Below are 20,608 nucleotides of genomic sequence, written 5' to 3' on the forward strand. Positions count from 1 at the left end.
CCGCATACTGCAATCCACGCGACGCGGCGTCATTAACCTGTGATAACCACCATGATGGAACCAGTGCTGCCCTGCTCGGCTTGCCCCTTGCGACCGCTGCCGGCCTTCAAGCCGCTGCGGCCGGAGGAGGTGATGTCCATTTCCGCCGCCAAGGTCGGCCAGCGCTTGTGCTCGGCCGGGGCGACCGTTCTCGCCGAGGGGCAGGCGACCACACGCGTCTATGTCCTTCTGGCCGGTTGGGCGTTCCGGTTCAAGTCGCTGGAGGATGGCCGGCGGCAGATCCTGAACTTCCTGCTGCCGGGGGATCTGCTCGGGCTTCAGGGGGAATTGCTGGCGCGGCTGCCGCATGGGGTTGAGGCGCTGACGCCGGTCAATCTCTGTGCCTTCGGCAGCGATGCCGTGCCGAGCTTCTTTCGCGACCATCCGGGCATTGCGCTCGATGTCACCTGGCTCGCCGCGCACGAGGAAAGGCTGGTCGATGATGCGGTGCTGACGGTGGGGCGCCGCACCGCAATGGAACGCGTCGCGGCATTGCTGGTGCATCTGTTCAAGCGCGCTGCCTCGGTCGGGCTGGTGGAGCGGGACAGCATTCCGTTTCCATTGACGCAGCTTCACATCGCCGATGCGCTTGGCCTCTCGGTGGTGCACACCAACCGGGTGCTGCAACGACTGCGCAAGGGCGGCTTCATCCGGCTGGAGGATCAGCGGCTGGCGATCGGCGATCTGGGGGCGATGCGGCGGGTGGGGCAGTATTGGGAACAGCCGGCGCCGTTGCGGCCGTTGCTTTAGCGGGCGGCGGTTCCTCGGTCACGCCGATGGCTTTATCCTACGTGCCATCATCAGGGAGGCGCGCATGCTGAAGGTCTGGGGCCGGGTCAATTCGGTCAATGTGAAGAAGGTGCTGTGGATGCTCGACGAGCTCGGCACCGCCTATGACCGCGTTGACGCCGGCATGGAGCATGGCGTGGTGAATGATGTGCCCTATCGTTCCATGAACCCGAATGGACGCGTGCCGACCATCGAGGATGGCGACTTCGTCCTGTGGGAGTCGAATTCCATCCTGCGCTACCTGGCGATGAAGCATGGCGACGCGCTGTATCCGACCGACCCGGCGGCGCGGGCGAGTGCCGACCGCTGGATGGATTGGCAGCTCTCCACGCTCGGCCCGGCGGAGCGCAACCTGTTCTGGGGCATGGTGCGCACCGCGCCCGACAAGCGCGACATGGCCGCCGTGATGGCGGCGGCCAAGGCCGCGGGCGAATGCTGGGCGATGCTCGATGCGCATATCGCGCGCCATGGCGGGCCGTTCATCGACGGTGCGGCGATGACGATCGCCGACATCGTGCTCGGTTGCTATGCGCGGCGGTGGTTCGGGCCGGAAGTGCGAGTGGACGGGATGCCGGAATTCGCGGCGCTGGCGCGCTGGTATGCGGCGATCGGCCAGCGCCCGGGCTTCGATCGCTGGGTGGCTGTGCCGATGACATGACGGAACCGCCACCCGACCACGACGCCTATTTGCGCGACTATTACGAGTCCAATCGCGCCGAGCGCGAACGCTTCGCCGCCAGGCTGGACCGCCGGCCCTTCGGCGAACGCTTGGCCGGCCGACTTTGGCGTGAATTGTCCCGGTGCGCACAGGGCAAGGGGCTGATCCATGAGACGCACCGGGACTATTGCGGCCATGGGCTGATCCGCAGCGGCGGCGGCGTCATCCTGTGCGAGATTCAGGATGGCTTCTTCCCTGGTCCAGCGATCGCGCATTGGCGTGACGAGGAGGCGTTTGTTGCGTTCTTCGCGCGGCAGTCGGATTGGAGCTGCTCGGGCTGGGAGCCGGCGGAACCGGTGTTCTACACGGAAGATCCGTGGCGACGGTCCAACCAGCGACTGTCGCGCGCGGTGATCAAGCGGTTCCTGCCGCTCTGGTGAAGGCCGCCGCGTTCGTCACGACGTAGGCCACGCCGGCGATGAAGGCGACGGCCGATCAGGCCTTCACGTCCGTCACGCCGGCAGGCTTGCCAAGCCGAAGCAGCGATGGAGTGAGGGCCGATGATGCCTTCACGTCCGTCACGCCGGCAAGCGTGCTAAGCTGAAACAGCGATGGAGTGAAGGCCGATCAGGCCTTCACGTCCATCGCCTGGCGCAGCCCGTCGCTCAGCAGGTTGAAGCAGATCGACGTCACGAAGATGCACACGCCCGGCAGCACCGCTACCCAGGGCTGCACATAGATCGCCGTGCGCAGCGTGTTCAGCATAAGCCCCCATTCCGGCTCCGGCGGCTTGGTGCCGAGGCCGAGGAAGGAGAGGCCCGAGGCCACGATCATGCAGACGCTGATCAGCGACGTCGCATAGACGAAGATCGGCCCCAGCACATTGCCCAGCACGTGCACGCGCACGATGGTGAATGCGGAAGCACCCGAGGCCCGCGCCGCGTCGACGAAGTCGAGATTGCGCACGCCGGTCGTGACGCTTTCCGCCACGCGGATGATCGGCGGGATGAACACCAGCGTCAGGGCGAGGATCGCGTTCATGATGCCCGCGCCGAGCGCGCCCGAGATGGCGACCGCCAGCAGCACGGAGGGGAAGGCATAGAAGACGTCGGTGGTGCGCATGATCGCCATGTTGATCTTGCCGCCGGCGAAACCTGCCAGGACGCCGAGCACCGTACCGATGAAGAAGGCGAGCACGACCGGCGTGATGCCCATGAACCAGGATAGCCGGCCGCCATAGAGCAGGCGCGTGAGCATGTCGCGCCCGAGTTCATCGGTGCCCAGCGGGTAGTTCGGCGTGCCGATCCCCTTCAGGCGGCGGATCATGCTGCCCTGGAAGGGTTCATGCGGTGCCAGGAGCGGCGCGAAGACGATCGCCAGCAGCATGAGCAGCAGCACCAGGCCGCAGAGGATCGTCAGCGGGTCGCGCCGCAGCCGCTTCAGCACCCCCGCCCAGTAGCCCTTGCTGCGGGTGACGGTCTGCTTGGCCTGGAGGGCGAGTTCGGCCTCGGCGGCCGTCGGCGTGGTGGCGCTCATCGGCCGTTCCCTTCGGTGCCGGTCAAAACCATCTGGTTCGTCATGCGCGCTTGATCCGTCGCGCGGTGACGCGCGCAAACATGAAGAGGGCGGATCATGCCCGCTTGATCCGCGGGTCGAGCGCCGTCTGCATCAGGTCGACGCACAGGTTCAGCGTCACGAAGAACATCGCCAGCACCAGGATGGTCCCCTGCAGCACCGGCAGGTCGCGCTGGAAGATCGCGTTGTTCAGCAGCAGCCCGGTGCCGGGCCAGGAGAACACCGTTTCCACCAGGATCGAACCGCCCATCAGGTAGCCGAGCTGCAGGCCCATCACGGCCAGCGCGTTCGGCGCGGCGTTCTTCACGACATGGACGAAGATGCGCCCGCGCGTCAGCCCCTTGCCCCGCAGCGCGGTGACGAATTCCTGGCTCATGATCTCGGCGATGATGCCGCGCACCGTGCGCGTGACGATGCCCATCGGGATGACTGCGAGGGTGACCGCCGGCAGCACCAGGTGCTGCATGTGTTCCCAGTCCCAGGCCCAATCCGATGATCCGCCGGGCCCCGCGCCCATCGCCGGCAACCAGTTCAGCTGCACCGAGAAGATCACCACCATCACCATGCCGAGCCAGTAATGCGGCACCGAAACGCCCGCCACGGCGACACCCACCGCCGCGCGGTCGACAAAGGAGCCACGGAAGGTCCCGGCCAGCCCGCCCAGAACGCAGCCCATCACGAAGCCAGCCACCGAGGCGACCAGCGCGAGGCGCAGCGTATTCATGATGGCCCCCGACAGGTCGGACCAGACGCTGCGCCCGGTGGCCAGCGACCGTCCCAGATCGCCCTGCACCACCTTCATCAGCCACAGCCCGAACTGGATCGGCAGCGGCTTGTCGAGCCCGTAGTCGCGCCGAACCTGCTCCACCACATCGCCCGGCGCGTCGGCCGGGACGATGGCGTTGATCGGGTCGCCCGGCGCGATCTGCACCAGCATGAAGCAGAAGAAACCGACCGCCAGCGCGATCGGGATCGCATAGAGGATGCGGCGGATCAGGTAGAAAAACATGCGCTCTCCTCACGGGGCCCGGGCAAGGCTGCGGCCCGGCGGGAATGGGGTCCTGGTCGTCGCTTCGGACGGTGGCGCGTGGCGATCTCGTCGCGGCACCGGCCCGCCTGGCCGACGAAACAGATGGTTCAGCGCTGCAAGGGCCATGCCATGCCCCATGCCCTGCCGGCCGGGCAGCCCCGCCCCGGCCTTGCCCAGAACAGCGGCAGCCTGCCCGCGCGGGTGGCGTCCGACGCCGGTTCCAGGCGATGGCGGGCCTCGGCCCTTGCGCCCGCCACGCCCCCATGCTGATCCCACGCGATGCGCATACTGCTGCTGAACGGCAATACCGACCCGGCCATCACCGAGCTGCTCGCGGCGCGAACGGCGGCGGCGATCCCGCGTCTCGGCCTGCCGGCGATGGAGGTGGTCCCGGCCACGGCACCCTTCGGCGTGCGCTACATCTCGACCCGCGCGGCGGTGGCCGTCGCCGGCCATGCCGTGCTCACCGCCCTGGCCGAGCATGTCGGCGCCGACAATCCGCGCGGCTACGATGCCGTCATCATCGCCTGTTTCGGCGAACCGGGGATCGAAGCGGCGCGCGAACTGCTGCCCGTCCCCGTATTCGGCATGGCGGAGACCTCGATCGCCGCCGCGCTGGCGCTGGCGCCGCGCGTTGCATTGCTGACCGGGGGCGCGCTCTGGGTGCCGATGCTGGAAGAATTCTGCCTGATCCGCGGCCTGGGGCCGGATCGTGCCCTGGTGCGCGGGGTTGCGCCGACCGGGGACATGATCGCCCGGGACCCGGACGGTGCCATCGCGCTGCTGGCGGAGGCCGCGCGCGCGGCGGTGGCCGATGGCGCGGGCGCCGTGGTGCTGGGCGGGGCGGGGCTGGCCGGGCTTGCGCCGCGTGTCGCGCCGTTGGTGGGGGTGCCGGTGCTCGACAGCCTGGACTGCGCGCTGGTTGCGGCGGTGCGCGGCGGTGCAGTGACGCCGCGTGTGGGGCAGGCGCCGATGCTGGGCGGGTCGGACGCGCTGCGGCGCTGGTTTGCTTGATGGCAAAGGCCGGGAATTGGAGCGGGGCTCTGCCCCTCTCCAAACCTCACCCCGCTAGGGTGCCGGGCACCCTGGACCGCCGGGAGTTGGTGTCGAGTGGACGGAGCGCGCGCCGGGCATGGCGCCAGGAGGCAACGCCGGCCAACGGGCCCAGCGCATGGCTGGTCGCCGCCGATGACCTGCCCCGCCCAACGCCAAGTATCGGTGTCCAGAGGCCCTTAGGCCTCTGGTGGGGGGAGCCCGAGGGGGGCAAAGCCCCTCTCGGTCCCGCCTGATGCCCGACATGTACGATCTCCCCGTCGCCGAGGCCGTTCCGGCCCTGCGCGAGGCCTTGCGCGCCGGCCCCAACGCCGTGCTGATCGCCCCGCCTGGTGCCGGCAAGACGACGCTGGTCCCGCTCATCCTGAAGGACGAGCCCTGGGCCGAGGGTGCGCGCATCCTGGTGCTGGAACCGCGCCGCGTCGCTGCCCGTGCCGCCGCGCGGCGCATGTCGGAGATGCTGGGCGAACCGGCGCCGGGCGGCACGATCGGGCTGGCGACTCGGCTCGACCGCGCCTTTTCCGACCGCACGCGGGTGGAGGTGGTCACCGAGGGCCTGCTGGTGCGGCGGATGCAATCCGACCCGGGCCTCGAGGGCGTCGCCGCCGTGCTGTTCGACGAGGCGCATGAGCGCAACATCGACACCGACCTGGCGCTGGCCTTGTGCCTCGACCTGCAGCGGGCGCTGCGGCCGGAACTGCGGCTGCTGGCGATGTCGGCGACGCTGAATGGCGCGGCATTCGCCGGGCTCTTGGGTGCTGGGCCGATTCACGGCGCCGCGCCCTCCGGCGCTACGCCGACCGGGCCCGTGGGTGACGCGCCGGTCATCGAAAGCCTCGGCCGCGCTTACCCCGTCACGTTGAAGCACCGCGGGCGCGACATCGCCGAGGCGCGCGACCTGCCCGAGGCGATGGCCGGCGCCATCCGCGACGCGCTGCGTGAGCATCCGGGCGACGTGCTCGCCTTCCTGCCCGGTTGGGGCGAGATCCGGCGCACGCAGGAACGGCTGGCCGGCCTCGATGCGCTGGTGGTGCCGCTGCACGGCGAATTGCCGCCGGCGGAGCAGGATGTCGCGCTGAACCCGACGACGGATGGGCGGCGCAAGGTGGTGCTGTCCACCTCGATCGCCGAGACATCCTTGACCGTGCCGGGCGTGCGCATCGTGGTCGATGGCGGCTTCCGGCGTGCGCCGCGGCTGGACCCCGCGAGCGGCCTGTCGCGGCTTGTGACCATCCGCATCAGCCGCGCGGCAGCCGAACAGCGCGCCGGTCGCGCGGGACGCACCGCACCTGGCGTCGCGATCCGGCTATGGTCCGAGGCACTTCATCGCGGCCTGCCGCTCGCCGACCGGCCGGAGATGCTGGAGGCCGAATTGTCGTCGCTGGTACTCGACGTCGCCGGCTGGGGGACTTCGCTGACCGAGTTGGCATTTCTCGACCCGCCGCCGGCCGGGGCAGTGAAGGCGGCACAGGCGCTGTTGGGCGACCTCGACGCGCTGGACGGGCAGGGGCGCATCACCGCGACAGGGCGGCGCATGGCGCGGCTGGGGACGCATCCGCGCCTCGCGCGCATGCTGGTCGCCGCGACGGATGACGGGGAACGGGCGCTGGCCGCGGACCTCGCCGCGCTGCTGGAGGAACGCGACCCGATCCGGGGGCGCGAGGTGCCGGCGGATATCCATCTGCGGCTCGACCTGCTGCATGGCGCTGATCACGCCGATGCGGACCGGGCGACGATTCACCGCATTCGCCGGGCCTCGGCGCTGCATCGGCGGCGGTTGGGCGTGCATGGCGGCGTGCATGCCGAGGGCGATGCCGGCGCGCTGCTCGCCGCCGGCTTCCCCGACCGGATCGCCGCCAAACGCGGGACGATGGATGGCGCCTTCCGGCTCACCTCCGGCCAGGGCGCGCGGCTGCCGGCGACCGATCCACTGGCGAAATCCGTGCTGCTGGCGGTGGCGGACCTCGCGCTTCAGGGCACCGAGGCACGCATCCGCATGGCCGCGCCGATCGACCGCGCCGTGCTCGAAGCCCGTTTCCCCGAACGGCTGCGGCGCGAGGAGGGCGCGGCCTTCGACGCCCGCGCCGGCGCCGTGGTCGCCCGTCGCCGGCTGATGTTCGGCCCGTTGGTGCTGGAGGAAGCGACGCTCGCCCATGCCGACCCCGAGGCGGTCGCGCTCGCGCTCGCCGATGCGGCCGGGGAACGTGGATTGCGTGATCTGAACTGGACCGATGCCGCGCGCCAGGCGCAGGCGCGCATCGGTTGGATGCGCAAGGTGGAGGGCGAGGCCTGGCCGGATGTCTCGGACGCCGCGCTCATCGCCAGTGTACGCGATTGGCTGGCGCCGCATTTGCATGGCCGCACGCGACTGACGGAACTGGCGGCCCTGGACGCCACGGCGCTGGTGCTGGACCACCTGCCGTGGGAGTTGCGCCGCGCGCTCGATGCCGCGCTGCCGGCGCGGATGACGCTGCCGGGCGGGCGCTCGGCTGCGATCGACTATGCGCGCGACGTGCCGACGCTCGAGGCGCGCGCGCAGCATCTGTTCGGCCTCGCCGCCATGCCGCCGCTGGCGGGGCGCCGGGTGCCGTTGCAGGTGGCGCTGCTGTCGCCGGCCGGGCGGCCGATTGCGGTCACTGGGGACCTCGCCGGCTTCTGGAAAGGCACATGGTCGGAGGTCCGCAAGGAGATGCGCGGCCGTTACCCGAAACACGCCTGGCCGGAGGATCCGGCGGCTGGCGGTTGAACGGCCGGTTGCGTCAGCGCAGATTGTATCCTGTGAGGAAATCAATGCCCCCCGCCGAGTCGCCGCGTCTGTCCCGTCGCATGGCGCTGCTGCTGCCCACCGCCCTGATCGCCTGCGCCCGGCCGGGCGCGGCGCAGCGCGGCCTGCCCGACTTCGCCGACCTCGCCGAAAGCGTGCTGCCGGCCGTGGTCAGCATCCAGGTCACCAGCCGCGAACGCGCCGGCCCGCTCGAACGGCGCGACACGCCGCAGGAACGCCGGCGCGGCGGGCATCTGGTGCAGGGGGCCGGGTCGGGATTCATCATCGAGCCCTCGGGCATCATCGTCACCAATGGCCACGTCGTGGGCAATGCCACGCGCGTCCAGGTCACCACCCAGAACGGCACCGAATATGTCGCGCGGGTGCTGGGCGCGGATGACCTGACCGACATCGCGCTGCTGAAGATCACGCCGCAGGCGCCGCTGGCGGCCGTGTCGCTGGGTGTTTCGGCCAATATGCGGGTTGGGCAGTGGGTGATGGCGGCGGGCAATCCGTTCGGCCTTGGCGGGTCGGTGACCAGCGGCATCATCTCGGCCCGTGGGCGCGATATCGGCGCCGGGCCGTTCGACGACTTCATCCAGACCGATGCGCCGATCAATCCCGGCAATTCCGGCGGGCCGCTGTTCAACCTTTCGGGCGAGGTCATCGGCATCAACACGGCGATCTATTCGCCTTCCGGCGCCTCCGCCGGCATCGGCTTCGCGGTGCCGTCCGACCTCGCGCGGCCGGTGGTCGAGGCGCTGATCCGCGGCGGGCGGGTCGATCGCGGCTGGCTGGGCGTCTCGGTCTCCGATGCCGAGGAGCAGGGCCGCCACCAGCGTGGCGCGGTGATCATGGGCGTCGAGCGTGGCAGCCCGGCCGCGCGTGCGGGCCTGCGCCAGGGGGACCTGGTGACCGCGCTGAACGGGGAGCCGGTGGTCACATCGCGCGCCCTAGTGCGCGGCGTCGCCGGGCTCCCGCCCGGGGAGACGGTGCGCCTGACGCTGACGCGTGGCGGACGGAGCCAGGAAATCGCCGTGCAGATCGGCCGGCGGCCGAACGAAGGCTGAGGACGAAAGCGCATGCGTATCCTGCTGGTCGAGGACGATGCTGAGGTCGCGCGCTTTGTGCGCAAAGGCCTCCAGGAAGCCGGCCATGTGGTCGAGCACGCGGGCAATGGTCGCGATGGTCTGTTCCTGGCCGCGTCCGAGCAATTCGACATCCTGGTGCTTGACCGCATGCTGCCCGGCGGGGTGGATGGCGTGCGGCTGGTGGAGACGCTGCGCGGGCAGGGCAACCGGACGCCGGTGCTTTTCCTCTCGGCGCTGTCGGCGGTCGATGAACGGGTGAAGGGGTTGAAGGCGGGTGGCGACGACTATCTGGTCAAGCCCTTCGCCTTTGCCGAATTGCTCGCCCGGGTCGAGGCGCTGGCGCGCCGCCCGACGGTGGATGCGCCGGCGACGCGGCTGAAGATCGCCGACCTGGAGATGGATCTGCTGTCGCGCAGCGTGACGCGTGGCGGCAAGCGCATCGAGATCCAGCCGCGCGAATTCCGTTTGCTGGAGCATCTGCTGCGCCATGCCGGGCAGGTGGTGACGCGCACCATGCTGCTTGAGAAAGTGTGGGATTATCATTTCGATCCGCAGACCAATGTGATCGACGTGCATGTCAGCCGCTTGCGCCAGAAGGTGGACAAAGGCTTCGACAAGCCGTTGATCCATACCGTGCGCAATGCGGGCTACATGATTCGCGCCGAGGCATGAGGTCCACGCGCGAGGATGCGATGCTGGCGGCATCGAGGAGAGGCCCTTCCCCTCGCCGGATCTCACCCCGCCGAGGCCCTGAGGGCCTGCGGACACCTTGAGTTGGGGTCGGGCGCGCCAACCCTGCCAGGACTGAGACATTGTGCCCGGCACAGAGCAGGGCAATCGCCCTGCTTTCGCGAAACCCCCCATTGCCCAACACCAAGTATCGGTTTCCAAAGGCCTCGGGCCTTTGGTGGGGGAGGTCCGGAGGGGGCAAAGCCCTCTCCGGTTCCAACCTTCGCGCTTATGGGGCGCCCCTGGGCCGTCCCGCCATCTGTCCCGTCCAATGGTACCTGACCCCATGCCCGCCGCTGCCGGCGCCTGGGACCCCTTGCTGCGTTTTCTGCGCAGCGCGTCGTTCCGCTTCGCGTTGCTGTTCGCCGGCGTGTTCAGTGTTTCGGCGGTGCTGTTCGCACTGGTGCTGTGGTTCGCCACCGCCGGTTCGCTGGACCGCCAGACCGATGCCGCGCTGCGCACCGACGCCTTCGGCCTGACGGAACGCTGGCGCGAGGCCGGCCCCACCGCGGTTGCCGAGGCGATTGCCGAGCGTCTCGCCGCCGATGTCGAGAACCACGCGATCTACCTCATGGTCGATGCCGACGGGCACCGGTTGGCCGGCAACCTCGACCGCTGGCCGCCCGAGGCCGTGGGCGATGGCAATTGGTCGGTCACGCTGGTGGCGCGCGAGGGCGTGCAGGTCGAGGCGCGCACCTACACCATCGACCTCGATGGCTATCGCGTCCTGATCGGGCGCGATGTCGAGGAGAAGCAGCGCCTGCGCGACCTGCTGGCCGAAGGGCTCGCCTGGTCGGCGGCGGCGGCGGCGCTGTTCGCCCTGGTCGGCGCGGCGGTGCTGCGGCGTGCGCTGGAACACCGGCTGCGCCCGGCGGCGCAGACCGCGCGGGCGATCGCCGCCGGCGACCTGTCGCGCCGCGTGCCGCCCTCGGGGCGGGAGGATGAGTTCGACCGGCTGGGGGAGAGCATGAACGCGATGCTCGACCGCATCGACCGGCTGATGGAAGGCATTCGCGGCGTCTCGGATTCGATCGCGCATGACCTGCGCACGCCGATCGCGCGGGCGCGAGCGCGGCTCGAGGAGGCGGTGACCGACAGCGGCGATGCCGAGGCGCTGCGCGCGGCGATGGAACGTGGCATCACCGACCTCGACAACATCTCCCGCGTGTTCGAGGCGCTGCTGCGCATCGCCGAGGCCGAGGCCGGCGCGCGCCGGGCCGCCTTCGCGCCGATCGACCTGGTGCCGGTGCTGGCCGATGTCGCGGAATTCTACGGCGTGGTGGCCGAGAGCCGCGGCCAGGTGATCGAGACCGACCTGCCCGAGCGGTTGGAACTGGTGGGCGATCCGGACCTGCTCGCCCAGGCGGTCGGCAATCTGCTGGACAATGCGCTGAAATTCACCCCGCCGGGAGGCATCGTGCGGCTTTCCGCCCGGCCTGGCGCGCGGGAGAGTATCGAGGTCGCGGTCGCCGATACCGGGCCCGGCCTGCCGCCGGAGGATCGCGCCCGCGCTGGCGAACGCTTCTTCCGCGCCGATGCCTCGCGCGGCACGCCGGGGTCGGGGCTGGGCCTGTCGCTGGTGCAGGCGGTGGCGCATCTGCATGGTGGTGACCTTGAACTGGATGACGCGACGCCGGATCTGCTGCCGCCGGGGCTGCGCGCCACGATCAGGCTTGGCGGCGCCTGAGAGACTGTTTGAAAATGCGCCCGGGGGCACATTTTGAGGTCCGGCACCGGCCCGCACCCCCACCCGGCCACCCATTCCAGGATACTGACGTGGGTGGCCGGGTGGGGGTGCGGGCCGGTGCCGTGCTTTTCAAACGGTCTCTGAGCGATCTTGACGCGCCGGCAGCGGCACCGCCGATGCCCGGCCGCCCGACCAGGATCCGGTCGTCGAGTGGCCGGCCGGCCGATGAACGGGGCTTCATGCGGGTGTCACGGGCAGGCTAGGCGGGCGGCGGCATAATTCCTTCGATGCGTGCCTTGTTGCCTTTGGCCTTGCTCTTCGCCGCGCCTGATCTCGTTGCCGGCGGCGAGCCAATGCCGCGCGTCACCACCGATAGCCGCGAATACTGCGTCGAGCTGGCCGACCGGCTGGGCGTGCTGCCGGGTGCGCGGGACGATGCCGTGCGCCGGCTAGCCGAGGACGGCATGCAGCTGTGCAATAATGGACATCCGCGTACCGGGGTCGCCAAGCTGCGCCGGGCGATCCGCGCCGCGCAGCTGCATCCCTAGAGCAGAGCGCGCCTGGTTGGAATCAGTCAGGCACGTGGAGATGCCCGAGCAAACCGCTCCGGGGTCTATCTGGAAGATCGGGCACGGGCCTGCTGCGGCCGGTCCTGGTGCATGGCGGCCGAGGCGCGTGTCGGGGCGAGCAATCGACCCCATGGAGCCGGGCGCCCCATGCGTCTAGGATGCGTCCCGTGACAACAGTTCCCCCCTTCTGGCGAGAAAAGCCCCTCAACGCGATGACGCGCGCCGAGTGGGAGAGCCTGTGCGATGGCTGCGGCCGTTGCTGCCTGCACAAGCTGCGCGACGAGGAGACCGACCGTCTCGCCTATACCAATGTCGCTTGTCGGCTGCTCGATGGCGAAACCTGCCAATGCAAGGATTACGCGGACCGCAAGACGCGGGTGCCCGATTGCGTGAAGCTGACGCCCAAGCGCGTCGCCGCGATCGACTGGCTGCCGCCGACCTGCGCCTATCGGCTGCTGGCGGAGGGCCGCGACCTGCCATGGTGGCACCCCCTGGTTTCCGGCCGAGCGGAAACGGTGCATGAAGCGGGCGTCTCGGTCCGCGGCCGCACGATCGCGGAACGCGAGGCGGGGGATTTCGAGGACCATGTCGTCGCCTGGCCCGGCCGCTGGCCGCCCGGGGCGAAGGACCGGAGGAGAGCCGGATGAAAAACGCGATCTATGGCGGCGTGAATGCCGCGGTGCTGACGGCGATGGCTCCGGACCTGACGCCGGACCTAGACCGCATGGCGGCGCATGCGCGCTGGCTGCTGGCCAATGGCTGCAACGGGCTCGGCGTGCTCGGCACAACCGGCGAGGCCAATTCCTTCGGCCTGCATGAGCGCAAGGCGATTCTGGAAGGGCTGATCGAGCGCGGCATTCCGGCGGCGAAGATGATGCCGGGCACCGGCTGCGCGTCGCTGACGGATTCCGTGGAACTCACCAAGCATGCACGCGATGCCGGCTGCCCCGGCGTGCTGATGCTGCCGCCCTTCTACTACAAGGCGCCGTCGGATGACGGGCTGTTCGCGTATTTCAGCGAAGTGGTGAACCGCGTCGGCGGCGGGGTGAAGATCTATCTGTACCACTTCCCGCAGCAATCGGCGGTGCCGTTCTCGCTCGAGCTGCTGGGCCGCCTGATCAAGGCCTTCCCGGGCACGATCAAGGGCGTGAAGGATTCCTCGGGCGACTACGCCAACATGCTGGCGATGGTGAAGGCCTTCGCGGCGGATGGCTTCGAGGTCTATTCGGGCAGCGACGAATACCTGCAGCAGATCCTTGCCGAGGGTGGCGCGGGCTGCATCACCGCCGCGTCGAACGGCAACAGCCATTGGGGCGGGATTGTCTATGCGAAGCGCACCGGCCCCGAGGCCGATGCCGCGCAGGCGACGCTGACCGCGACGCGCCGCGCCGCGACCTCGGTGCCGCTGATCCCGGGCCTGCGCGAGATCATCGCGCGCAGCACCGGCGATGCCGGCTGGCGTGTTATCCGTCCGCCGCATCTGCCGCTGAGCCAGGAGCAGGCCGACAAGGTGTGGGCCTCGTGGGATGCCGCCGGCGCGCTGCCGCTGCCGGGCATGACGACGGCGAAGGCGGCCGAGTGATGAGTGAACCGCTGCGCTGCCGCGAGCCCGCCATCGCCACCGTTCAGGTGGATGATGACAACGTCCGCGTGACCCGCTGGGATTTCCCGCCGGGTTCCGAGACGGGCTGGCACCGCCACGGCATGGCCTATGTCGTCGTGCCGGTGTCGGACGGGAAGATGCTGCTGGAATTGCCCGGCGGGCAGACAGCGACCGCCGAGATCAAGCAAGGCGTCGCTTATGCCCGCGCGGCGGGGATGGAGCACAACGTCGTCAATGCCGGCGACACGGCGTTCTCCTTTGTGGAGACCGAGCTCAAGCACCTGATCGGGTGAGGCGCCGGCCGGGCAGCGTCACCAGCGCGAGCCCGGCAAATACCAGCAGCGCCGCCGGGATGGTCAGCCATCCCGGCCTTTCGCCGAACAGCACCCATCCCCAGGCGAGGCCGGTGATGGTGATGACGTAGCCGGCCTGCGACGTCACCACGCCGCCATGCGCGCCGAGCGAGCGGAAATACAGCATGAAGGCGCCGGCCGTCGCCGCCGCCTGCAAGGCCGAGACGGGCACGCCCGACAGCGGCACGGCGTGCATATGCCCGCTCGCCGCCGCGACGATGGCGAGGCCGACGGCCCCGGCGCTCAGCGTGCCGGCGGCGAGCACCAGCGGTGGCGTGTCGCGCGGTGCCAGCTTGACCGCCATCAGGTTCGACGCCGCGTAGCAGACCGGCGTGAGCGCCGCGAGGAACGCCCAGGGCAGCATCGCCGGGTCGGGCAGCGCCGCCCCCGGCGCCATGGCGAGCAGCACGCCCGACAGGCCGAGCAAGGTGCCCAGGATGCGTCGCGGCGTCACGCGTTCCATCCCGAGCATGGCGGCACCGAGCACCGTCAGCATCGGCGATAGCGGTACGAGCAGGGAGAAGAAGCCCGCCGGGATATGCTGGAGCGCGGTGAAGCCGACCAGGTTCGCCGCCGCCAGGCCGGTCAGCCCCGAGACGACGTAATGGCGCAGATGCGCGCGCGACAACGGCAGCGCCAGGCCGCGCATCCGGCACAACAGGATGAGGATGACCGCGCTGCCCGCCCCCGCGCAGGTTGCGATCAGGAACGGCGGCCAGCCGATGCCGCCCAGATACTTCACGAAGCCCGGTGTCGCGCCCCAGATCGTGCCGAGAAGCAGCAAGGGCGGCAGCGGACGGAGCGCGTCGGGCATGACGCGCAGAGGTCGCCCGGCGCCGTCATCTGTCAAGCAGTTGAACCGGTCATGGGTGGTGCGCCAAGTTGGCCCCATGGCGTTGCCCGAGTCGGAAACCATCGTCCTGCGTCCTGGCGTGTTCGGCGCACCGGTCGGCTGCCCGGTGCGCTGGTGCCGGTCCGCGCGCGCGCGGCGCGTCAGTCTGCGCATCGATGCCCGCGCCGGGGAGGTGGTGGTGACACTGCCGATGCGCACGGCGCGCCGCGCCGGTATGGCGCTGCTGACGACGCATGCCGCCTGGGTGATGCAGCGCCTTTCCGCACTGAGCCCGGCGGTCGAACTCTCCTCCGGTGCCGAGGTGCTGCTCGGCGGACGCCCGCATGTGGTGCGACACGACCCGACGGCGCGCGGGGGCGCCTTCCTCGAGGGTGAGACCATCGTCGTCACCGGCCAGCCGGAGTTCCACGCCCGCCGCCTGAAGGACTTTCTGCGCGCCGAGGCGAAGCGGCGCATCACGGTGCTCGCCGAGGGGCATGCCGCGACGCTCGGCGTGAAGATTCGCGCGGTACGGCTGAAGGACACGCAAAGCCGCTGGGGCTCCTGCGCGCCGGATGGCACGCTGGCCTTTTCGTGGCGGCTGGTGATGTCGCCCGACTGGGTGCTGGACTACGTCGTGGCACATGAGGTCGCGCATCTGCGCGAGCTGAACCACTCGCCGCGCTTCTGGGCACATGTCGAGGCTCTGACGCCGCATCGCGGGGCCGCGCAGGATTGGCTACGCGACCACGGGCCGGCCCTGCTGCGTGTCGGCTGATACCAAGGACACGAGGGTTCAGCTCGTGCCGAGGCCGCGAATGCGGCCCGCCGAGAATCCGGCGAAAGCCAAGCAGACCGGAGGTTTCCGCCCGGCGGGCGGGGGCATGAACAGGCGAATGTCAACGGTCGAAGAATTCGACCGTTTGTATGAATCCGGCCTACATTCATCCGCAACGAGGCGGAGGATGCGATGAAGGCGATTGGCTATACGGCGTGCCACCCGGCGGAACATCCGGAGGCATTTCTCGACCTCGATATTCCCGCCCCCGCCGAGCCCGCCGGGCACGACATGTTGGTCGCGGTGCGCGCCATGTCGGTGAACCCGGTGGACACCAAGCGCCGCCGCAGCGAGGAACCGAAGGACGGGCCGCGCATCCTCGGCTTCGATGCGGCCGGGGTGGTGCGCGCGGTGGGGCCGCTTTGCACGCTGTTCCAGCCGGGCGCCGAGGTGTTCTACGCCGGTGTGGTGAACCGCTCGGGAAGCAATGCCGAACTGCAACTGGTCGATGAGCGCATCGTCGGGCGAAAGCCGGCCACGCTCACCTTCGCCGAGGCGGCGGCGATGCCGCTGACCACCATCACCGCCTGGGAAGGGCTGCATGACCGGCTCGGCCTGCACGAGGGTGCCGGCGCGGGGGAGGCGCTGCTGCTGGTCGGTGGTGCGGGCGGTGTTGGCTCGATGGTCATGCAGATCGCGCGGCAGCGCACGGCGCTGACCGTCGTCGCCACCGCGTCACGCCCCGAGAGCGCGGCCTGGTGCCGCGAGCTCGGCGCGCATCACATCGTCGATCATCGTGAGGACATCGCGGCACAGCTCAAGGCGATCGGCGTGCGGCCGCGCTATGTGTTCTCGACCAACACCACGGCGCGCAACTGGGAACAGATCGTCGCTGCCGTGGCGCCCCAGGGGGCGATCGTGCTGATCGAATCCCAGGCGCCGATCGATGCGCGGCAGCTCATGCCGAAATCGGTGTCGCTGCATTGGGAGCTGATGTTCACGCGGCCGATCTTCGGCACGCCGGACATGATCGAACAGCATCACCTGCTGAATGCCGTGGCCGAGATGGTCGACCACGGGCGTATCCGCCACACCATGACGCGCAACCTCGGCCCCGCCACGGCGGAGCGGATGCGCGAGGCGCATGCGATGGTGGAGAGCGGGACGATGGTCGGCAAGGTGGTGCTGGAAGGGCTGTGACCGTTGGAGGGGCGCCGCCTCTCCAAGCTACCCCGCCAAGGGGCAGGGCCCGTTGGAATGCCATTCTTCAGGGTCGGGCGCTCGACGTCGGCGCCCGTCACATGGAAGCGTGGTCAGCCCACCATGACGCCGGCAAGGCGCGCCTGCTCCGCCATCGTGCCGCGCGCCGCCTGCATCTCCTCCAGCGTGCCGAAAGCGTTGGTGTAGGCGCCGCGATAGCCCTTGCCCTCCAGCAGGGCGAACATGGCGCCGAAATCGAAGTCGCCCCGGCCCGGCACCAAGTGTTCCTCGTAGCCATTGCGCCAGCAATCGGCGAGGCGGACTTCCTTCACGCGGTCCAGCGGGATTTCCGCGACGAAGCCTTCGACGCCGGGCGGCAACAAATGCGCGTGGTTGGCGGTGAAGGACAGCGCGAAGGACGGGCTGCGGATGGCATCGAAATAGTACCGCCATTCCTCCATCGTATGCGCGAGGTAGTGGACCTCGGCATTCTCCGGTTCGCGGTTCAGGTTCTCCAGCAGCAGCAGCGCGCCGTGTCGTTCGGCGTGTTGCACCATGCGCTGCAGCCGGTCGCGCCCGGCCTCCATGCGCTGGGCCACATCGGCGGTGAAGTGATAGCCGGCATGGACGACGATCCATTCGGCGTCGAGCTTCGGCGCCACCTCGATATAGGCGCGCATGTAGGCATCCACGGCCTCTGACAGGAAGGGCGAATATTCCGCGACATTGACGGCCGAGAGCGTGTGCAGCGCGACGACCACGCCATTGGCCTTCGCGCTCGAACGGATGGCGCGGCAGCGGGCATCGTCGAACAGCGTCACGGCGTTGGCGCCGGTGTCGAGCTGGATGTCGATGTGGCGAACCCCGTTGCGCGCGGCCCATTCGATGGCGTCTTCCAGCCGCAGCTTGCGGCCGACATCGACGCCGATGCGGTCCATCAGTGACATCGTATTCCCCCTTGCCAAGACGAACGGTTTACAGGCCCCGAGCCCGGTGGCAACGTTTCCTCGTCCAAGAATAATGCGCCGTGCGCTGCGACCGCCAAAGGCGGCCAACGCCGACAATCATGGGAGGAAGCCGGATGTTCCTGATCGACAGGCGACAGATGCTGGCCCTTGCGGCCTGGTCGGCCGCGGCCACCAAGGCATGGGCGGATACGCCGATGAACCCGCAGGAAGCGGCGCTGTACGAAGCGGCCAAGCGCGAAGGCGAAATCACCTGGTACACCGGCCAGTACAGCGCCGATGCCTCGGAAGCCGCCGGCCGCGCCTTCAACGAACGCTACCCGGGGGTGCGCTGCAACGTGGTGCGCAGCACGTCGCAGGTGGCGTTTCAGCGCCTGTCGCAGGACTTCCGTGCCGGCGTCGGGCAATGCGACGTGTTCTCCTCGACCAATGGCGGGCACTACGTCCAGCTCAAGCGGCAGAACCGGCTGGTGCAGTTCCGCCCGCTCAATGCGGACGGGCTGCTGCCGATCCTGCGCACGCCGGACCCGGACAATTATTTCCAGTCGTCCTTCCTCGGCATCTACCTGATGGGCTTCAACACCACCCTGGTGTCGGAGGCCGAGGCGCCGAAATCCTGGACTGACATCCTCGACCCGAAGTGGAAGGACAAGCTGGCGGTCGGACATCCCGGCTTCAGCGGCGCGATCGGGCTGTGGGCGCTGCAGATGCGTACCATGTTCGGGCCGGACTACCTGCGCCGCTTCGAGCGCAACAAGCCGCAGGTCGGCCGGTCCTCGATCGACCCGGTCACGATGATGACGGCGGGCGAACGCGCGGTGGGCGTCGCCGTACCGAATGCATCGACGCTGTTCGCCGCCTCGCGCGGCAATCCGCTGAAGGTGATCTACCCGACCGAAGGCGTGATCGCGGCGCTGTCGCCCTCGGCGATTCCGACCAACGCGCCGCACCCGAACGCGGCAAAGCTGTTCCAGGAATTCCAGACCGGTCCGGCGCTGTCGACCGCGGTGCGGCTGCTGTTCAACGAAAGCATTCGCCCTGACGTGGCGCCGCCCGAAGGCTCGCGCCCGCTCGACCAGGTGACAATGCTCGCACCGAGCCTGGAGGATGCCGAAAAGGGCGTGCCAGAGGTGCGCGAGCAGTGGCGCGAGATCTTCGGCGTTTGATCATATGAGTTCCAGCGTATTGCCGGCGGTGGCGGCACGACCAAGCCGCCTCCGCCTGTTCGAGCCGATCACGCTGCTGTGGGTCGCTCTGATCGCGGCGCTGCTGGTGCTGGTGGCGGCGCCGCTGCTGAAGCTGCTGGTGATCTCATTCGAGGAACAGGACACCGGCGTCTTCACCATCCAGAACTACTTCACCGCCTATGGGCGGCAGCGCTACATCGATGCGCTGATCAATTCGCTGTTGCTCGGCACGCTGTCGGCGGCGATCTCCACCGTCATTGCGGTGCCGATGGCCTGGGCGGTCTCGCGCACCGACATGCCGGGCAAGGGCTTCACCTGGGCGATGGTGCTGGCCGCCTTCATCATGCCGCCCTATCTCGGCGCGATCGGCTGGATCCTGCTGGCGGGGCCGAATTCCGGCTGGATCAACGTGGTCTGGCGTGGCCTCACCGGGGCGACCGACCCGCTGGTGAACATCTACACCTTCACCGGCATGGCCTTCGTCATCGCGCTGCATTCCTTCCCGCTGGTGTTCATTTTCGTGAAGTCGGCGCTCGACCTGGTCTCGTCGGAGATGGAGGACGCCGCCAATATCCTCGGCGCCGGCACCTGGACCGCGATGCGCAAGGTGACGCTGCCCCTGGTCTGGCCGTCGATCCTCGGCGGCTTCATCCTGATCTTCCTCGAAACCATCGCGCTGTTCGGCACGCCGGCGATCATCGGCATCCCGGCGCGCATCAACGTCGTCACCACCCAGTTGTGGCAGTTCTTCGAGGACCCGGTCCGCGTCGAGGTTGCCGCCGCCTATGCCATCCCGCTGCTGCTGATCACCATGGGCATGATCGCGGTGCAGAAGCTGATGCTCTCGCGCAAGGGCTTCGTCTCGCAGACCGGCAAAGGCGGCGAGCGGCGCGAGGTGAAGCTCGGCCCGTGGCGCTGGGTGATGCTCGGCTGGTGCGTGGCGGTGGCGATGCTGTCGGTGGTGAAGCCGCTGACGGTGCTGCTGCAGGCTTCCTTCGCGAAGGCGTGGGGGCGCGGCTTCTCCTTCGACAACCTGACGCTCCGCAATTACGAGTTCCTGCTGTTCGAACACGACGTCGCCCCGCGGGCAGTGTGGAACACGGTGTGGTTCTCGGGCGCCTCCGCGACCATCGCCGGCGTTCTGGCGCTGCTCGTCGCCTACATCGTCGTTCGCAAGCTCATGCGCTTCGCCGACGCGCTCGGCTTCCTGGCGATGGCGCCCTTCGTCATCCCGGGCATCGTCATGGCGATCGGTTTCTACGCCGCCTATGCCGGGCCGCCGCTGTCGCTTTACGGCTCGGGGCTGCTGATCATCCTCGCCTTCGCCGCGCGGTTCCTGCCGATCGCCTACGCCAATTCCCAGGCGGCGATCCGCGCCGTGCATCCGGAAATGGAGGAAGCCGCGCGCATCCTCGGTTCCGGCCGGCTGCACGCGATCCGCAAGGTGACGGCACCACTGCTGAAGACCTCGCTGCTCGGCGGCTGGCTGGTGGTGTTCATCGTCGCCTCGCGCGAATTGTCGGCGGCGATCTTCCTGGTCGGACCACGCACGCGAACGATGTCCGTGCTGCTGTATGACCTCAGCGAGCAGGGCAATTTCGAGGTCGTCGCGGCCTTTGGCGGAATCCTGCTGTTCATCACCATGGTCATCGTCGGCATCGGCATGAAGCTGGTGGGCCGCGACTTCATGCTGCGAAGGGAATAGC

Annotated in this window: 20 protein-coding genes; 16 read left to right on the top strand and 4 right to left on the bottom strand. The window is 69.2% G+C overall.

All coding sequences use genetic code 11. The features are described 5' to 3' along the window. Positions 1–51: 51 nt before the first annotated feature. From IEY36_RS25815 to IEY36_RS25825, 3 genes are all read left to right on the top strand, one after another. Positions 52–789: a Crp/Fnr family transcriptional regulator gene (locus IEY36_RS25815; RefSeq protein ID WP_188972372.1), complete on the top strand. Its 738-nt coding sequence runs from the start codon at positions 52–54 to the stop codon at positions 787–789. Between the two features lie 64 nt (positions 790–853). After that, positions 854–1,486 carry a glutathione S-transferase family protein gene (locus IEY36_RS25820; RefSeq protein WP_188972374.1) on the top strand — a complete coding sequence of 211 codons (633 nt, stop codon included), beginning with the start codon at positions 854–856 and terminating at the stop codon, positions 1,484–1,486. Beyond that, entirely contained in the window at positions 1,483–1,926 is a 444-nt protein-coding gene (locus IEY36_RS25825; RefSeq protein WP_188972376.1) for a hypothetical protein, read from the top strand. The genes IEY36_RS25820 and IEY36_RS25825 overlap by 4 nt, the downstream gene beginning before the upstream one ends. A 187-nt stretch (positions 1,927–2,113) precedes the next feature. Here IEY36_RS25825 and IEY36_RS25830 read toward each other — a convergent pair whose 3' ends face one another. Next, entirely contained in the window at positions 2,114–3,022 is a 909-nt protein-coding gene (locus IEY36_RS25830; RefSeq protein ID WP_188972378.1) for an ABC transporter permease, read from the bottom strand. Positions 3,023–3,116: 94 nt separating this feature from the next. Further along, positions 3,117–4,070: an ABC transporter permease gene (locus IEY36_RS25835; RefSeq protein ID WP_188972380.1), complete on the bottom strand. Its 954-nt coding sequence runs from the start codon at positions 4,068–4,070 to the stop codon at positions 3,117–3,119. Between the two features lie 300 nt (positions 4,071–4,370). On the opposite strand from IEY36_RS25835, the gene IEY36_RS25840 reads away from it, so the two are divergent. The 9 genes from IEY36_RS25840 to IEY36_RS25880 all read left to right on the top strand — a co-directional run bounded on the left by IEY36_RS25840 (position 4,371) and on the right by IEY36_RS25880 (position 13,880). Further along, complete coding sequence (locus tag IEY36_RS25840) at positions 4,371–5,105, top strand: aspartate/glutamate racemase family protein (protein ID WP_188972382.1); 735 nt, start codon at positions 4,371–4,373, stop codon at positions 5,103–5,105. Between the two features lie 283 nt (positions 5,106–5,388). Then, positions 5,389–7,890, top strand: a complete 2,502-nt coding sequence (gene hrpB, locus IEY36_RS25845) for an ATP-dependent helicase HrpB (RefSeq protein WP_373290353.1) — start codon at positions 5,389–5,391, stop codon at positions 7,888–7,890. 44 nt (positions 7,891–7,934) lie between these two features. Then, positions 7,935–8,978: a S1C family serine protease gene (locus IEY36_RS25850; RefSeq protein ID WP_188972385.1), complete on the top strand. Its 1,044-nt coding sequence runs from the start codon at positions 7,935–7,937 to the stop codon at positions 8,976–8,978. Between the two features lie 12 nt (positions 8,979–8,990). Continuing rightward, positions 8,991–9,671, top strand: a complete 681-nt coding sequence (locus IEY36_RS25855; RefSeq protein ID WP_188972387.1) for a winged helix-turn-helix domain-containing protein — start codon at positions 8,991–8,993, stop codon at positions 9,669–9,671. Positions 9,672–10,014: 343 nt separating this feature from the next. Further along, positions 10,015–11,415, top strand: a complete 1,401-nt coding sequence (locus IEY36_RS25860) for a sensor histidine kinase (protein ID WP_188972389.1) — start codon at positions 10,015–10,017, stop codon at positions 11,413–11,415. A gap of 287 nt (positions 11,416–11,702) precedes the next feature. Continuing rightward, complete coding sequence (locus tag IEY36_RS25865; protein WP_188972391.1) at positions 11,703–11,963, top strand: hypothetical protein; 261 nt, start codon at positions 11,703–11,705, stop codon at positions 11,961–11,963. Positions 11,964–12,151: 188 nt separating this feature from the next. Beyond that, positions 12,152–12,631 (top strand): YcgN family cysteine cluster protein, encoded by a 480-nt coding sequence (locus tag IEY36_RS25870; RefSeq protein ID WP_188972393.1) that lies wholly within the window; start codon positions 12,152–12,154, stop codon positions 12,629–12,631. Beyond that, positions 12,628–13,566, top strand: a complete 939-nt coding sequence (locus IEY36_RS25875) for a dihydrodipicolinate synthase family protein (protein WP_188972395.1) — start codon at positions 12,628–12,630, stop codon at positions 13,564–13,566. The genes IEY36_RS25870 and IEY36_RS25875 overlap by 4 nt, the downstream gene beginning before the upstream one ends. After that, a complete protein-coding gene (locus IEY36_RS25880; RefSeq protein ID WP_188972397.1) occupies positions 13,566–13,880 on the top strand; it encodes a cupin domain-containing protein in 315 nt (104 codons plus the stop codon). Before IEY36_RS25875 ends, IEY36_RS25880 begins: the two co-directional genes overlap by 1 nt. Here the strand turns inward: IEY36_RS25880 and IEY36_RS25885 are convergent. Further along, entirely contained in the window at positions 13,861–14,754 is an 894-nt protein-coding gene (locus IEY36_RS25885) for a DMT family transporter (protein ID WP_188972399.1), read from the bottom strand. The genes IEY36_RS25880 and IEY36_RS25885 overlap by 20 nt on opposite strands. A gap of 76 nt (positions 14,755–14,830) precedes the next feature. Between IEY36_RS25885 and IEY36_RS25890 the strand changes: the two genes are divergently transcribed. Further along, positions 14,831–15,550, top strand: a complete 720-nt coding sequence (locus IEY36_RS25890; RefSeq protein WP_188972401.1) for a M48 family metallopeptidase — start codon at positions 14,831–14,833, stop codon at positions 15,548–15,550. 192 nt (positions 15,551–15,742) lie between these two features. Next, entirely contained in the window at positions 15,743–16,750 is a 1,008-nt protein-coding gene (locus IEY36_RS25895) for a zinc-binding alcohol dehydrogenase family protein (protein WP_188972403.1), read from the top strand. A 113-nt stretch (positions 16,751–16,863) separates the two neighbouring features. Here IEY36_RS25895 and IEY36_RS25900 read toward each other — a convergent pair whose 3' ends face one another. Then, the gene (locus IEY36_RS25900; protein ID WP_229681578.1) at positions 16,864–17,688 is read right to left on the bottom strand and encodes a sugar phosphate isomerase/epimerase family protein; all 825 of its coding nucleotides are present in this window, start codon (positions 17,686–17,688) and stop codon (positions 16,864–16,866) included. A gap of 143 nt (positions 17,689–17,831) precedes the next feature. Here IEY36_RS25900 and IEY36_RS25905 point away from each other — a divergent pair, with 143 nt between their 5' ends. Further along, on the top strand, positions 17,832–18,881 hold the full coding sequence (locus IEY36_RS25905; RefSeq protein WP_188972407.1) for an ABC transporter substrate-binding protein: 1,050 nt from the start codon (positions 17,832–17,834) through the stop codon (positions 18,879–18,881). Between the two features lie 4 nt (positions 18,882–18,885). Next, the gene (locus tag IEY36_RS25910) at positions 18,886–20,607 is read left to right on the top strand and encodes an ABC transporter permease (protein WP_188972409.1); all 1,722 of its coding nucleotides are present in this window, start codon (positions 18,886–18,888) and stop codon (positions 20,605–20,607) included. Position 20,608: the final 1 nt, after the last annotated feature.

The organism is Neoroseomonas lacus (assembly GCF_014644535.1).
GTDB lineage: Bacteria > Pseudomonadota > Alphaproteobacteria > Acetobacterales > Acetobacteraceae > Neoroseomonas > Neoroseomonas lacus.

Bases quoted from the DNA above. Each gene is read 5' to 3' on its own strand.
- IEY36_RS25890 (WP_188972401.1), top strand. From the start codon at position 14,831: ATGGCGTTGCCCGAGTCGGAAACCATCGTCCTGCGTCCTGGCGTGTTC.
- IEY36_RS25865 (WP_188972391.1), top strand. From the start codon at position 11,703: ATGCGTGCCTTGTTGCCTTTGGCCTTGCTCTTCGCCGCGCCTGATCTC.
- IEY36_RS25895 (WP_188972403.1), top strand. From the start codon at position 15,743: ATGAAGGCGATTGGCTATACGGCGTGCCACCCGGCGGAACATCCGGAG.
- IEY36_RS25850 (WP_188972385.1), top strand. From the start codon at position 7,935: ATGCCCCCCGCCGAGTCGCCGCGTCTGTCCCGTCGCATGGCGCTGCTG.
- IEY36_RS25815 (WP_188972372.1), top strand. From the start codon at position 52: ATGATGGAACCAGTGCTGCCCTGCTCGGCTTGCCCCTTGCGACCGCTG.
- IEY36_RS25835 (WP_188972380.1), bottom strand. From the start codon at position 4,070: ATGTTTTTCTACCTGATCCGCCGCATCCTCTATGCGATCCCGATCGCG.
- IEY36_RS25820 (WP_188972374.1), top strand. From the start codon at position 854: ATGCTGAAGGTCTGGGGCCGGGTCAATTCGGTCAATGTGAAGAAGGTG.
- IEY36_RS25875 (WP_188972395.1), top strand. From the start codon at position 12,628: ATGAAAAACGCGATCTATGGCGGCGTGAATGCCGCGGTGCTGACGGCG.
- IEY36_RS25910 (WP_188972409.1), top strand. From the start codon at position 18,886: ATGAGTTCCAGCGTATTGCCGGCGGTGGCGGCACGACCAAGCCGCCTC.
- IEY36_RS25825 (WP_188972376.1), top strand. From the start codon at position 1,483: ATGACGGAACCGCCACCCGACCACGACGCCTATTTGCGCGACTATTAC.
- hrpB (WP_373290353.1), top strand. From the start codon at position 5,389: ATGTACGATCTCCCCGTCGCCGAGGCCGTTCCGGCCCTGCGCGAGGCC.
- IEY36_RS25905 (WP_188972407.1), top strand. From the start codon at position 17,832: ATGTTCCTGATCGACAGGCGACAGATGCTGGCCCTTGCGGCCTGGTCG.
- IEY36_RS25880 (WP_188972397.1), top strand. From the start codon at position 13,566: ATGAGTGAACCGCTGCGCTGCCGCGAGCCCGCCATCGCCACCGTTCAG.
- IEY36_RS25860 (WP_188972389.1), top strand. From the start codon at position 10,015: ATGCCCGCCGCTGCCGGCGCCTGGGACCCCTTGCTGCGTTTTCTGCGC.
- IEY36_RS25900 (WP_229681578.1), bottom strand. From the start codon at position 17,688: ATGGACCGCATCGGCGTCGATGTCGGCCGCAAGCTGCGGCTGGAAGAC.
- IEY36_RS25830 (WP_188972378.1), bottom strand. From the start codon at position 3,022: ATGAGCGCCACCACGCCGACGGCCGCCGAGGCCGAACTCGCCCTCCAG.
- IEY36_RS25855 (WP_188972387.1), top strand. From the start codon at position 8,991: ATGCGTATCCTGCTGGTCGAGGACGATGCTGAGGTCGCGCGCTTTGTG.
- IEY36_RS25885 (WP_188972399.1), bottom strand. From the start codon at position 14,754: ATGCCCGACGCGCTCCGTCCGCTGCCGCCCTTGCTGCTTCTCGGCACG.
- IEY36_RS25840 (WP_188972382.1), top strand. From the start codon at position 4,371: ATGCGCATACTGCTGCTGAACGGCAATACCGACCCGGCCATCACCGAG.